Annotated in this window: 2 protein-coding genes; both read right to left on the minus strand. The window is 35.1% G+C overall.

Translation table 11 applies throughout. From position 1 onward, the window contains the following. On the minus strand, positions 1-515 hold a 515-nt coding region (locus GRQ01_RS07500; RefSeq protein WP_458795915.1), incomplete at its 3' end, for a flagellin N-terminal helical domain-containing protein. A gap of 128 nt (positions 516-643) precedes the next feature. Next, on the minus strand, positions 644-1,135 hold a 492-nt coding region (locus GRQ01_RS07505), incomplete at its 5' end, for a flagellin (protein ID WP_265331902.1).

Below are 1,135 nucleotides of genomic sequence, written 5' to 3' on the forward strand. Positions count from 1 at the left end.
GTCACCCCAATTTTAGAAGACTGAGTAGCACCTATGCTTGCTTTTATAGTTTGGTTTGAACTTGAACCAATTTGAAATTCTTGATTAGTAAAACCTCCACTTAAAAGTTGTTTACCATTAAATGAAGTTGTATTTGCGATATTGTCTAATTCTTCCATTAAACGGTTAATATCTGCTTGAAGCATGGTTCTTGTTTTTAAGCTTTGGCCATCTTGAGCTGCTTGAGTTGCCTTAGTTTTAATAGTGTCTAAGATTTTAAGCTGTTCATCCATAGCCTTATCAGCTGTTTGTAAAATACCTATAGCATCATTACCATTAGATATGGCTTGAGCCAAAGTAGCTGCTTGCGAACGCAAAGAATCTGCAATAGCCATCCCTGAAGCATCGTCTGCTGCTGAGTTGATTCTAAGACCTGAACTTAATCTGCTTAAAGACTTATCAAGCTCATTAGCATTCACAACTGAATTTGCATGTGCGTTTAATGCACCGATATTGGTATTTATTCTAAATCCCATTTTAAATCCTTTCAAATTATTGCATCGAAAAGATTAAAGCAAGAAGTGTTCCAGTTTTATTAGAAGGTATAGCCTAGTAAGCAATACTAGGCTTTTTATATAGTAATCTTTAAAAATATAAAGCAATACTACTGAAGTAATCTTAATACATTTTGTTGACTTGCATTAGCCTGAGCTAAAGCATAAGAACCACTTTGAGCTAGGATGTTTGCTTTAGAATAGTTTGCGCTCTCACTAGCAAAGTCTACATCTCTGATTTGAGATTCTGCTGATTTTACATTTACTTGTGTTACGGTAATATTATTTATAGTGGATGTGATTTGATTTTGCACCGAACCTATATCTGCTCTGATTTGATCAAGATTAGTTATAGCTGTTTCAGCAATATCCATTACTGCCATAGCTCCTTTAAGTGTAGTCACACCCGCTGTTTCACTTACAGCACCTGCTGCATTACCTGCTGAAGTTTTTAAAGTAGCAAATTGAGAATTACCAGAACCTTCAGAAAAACCTGAACCTGTAGAGACATTATATACATTACTAGCTGCAGTCATTTGAGAAACAACAAAAATTCCAGATGCTAAACCTATTGACATATTTTTACCGCTACCCTCAGAAAA

The sequence above is a fragment of the Campylobacter bilis genome (genome assembly GCF_016806695.1).
Classification (GTDB): domain Bacteria; phylum Campylobacterota; class Campylobacteria; order Campylobacterales; family Campylobacteraceae; genus Campylobacter_D; species Campylobacter_D bilis.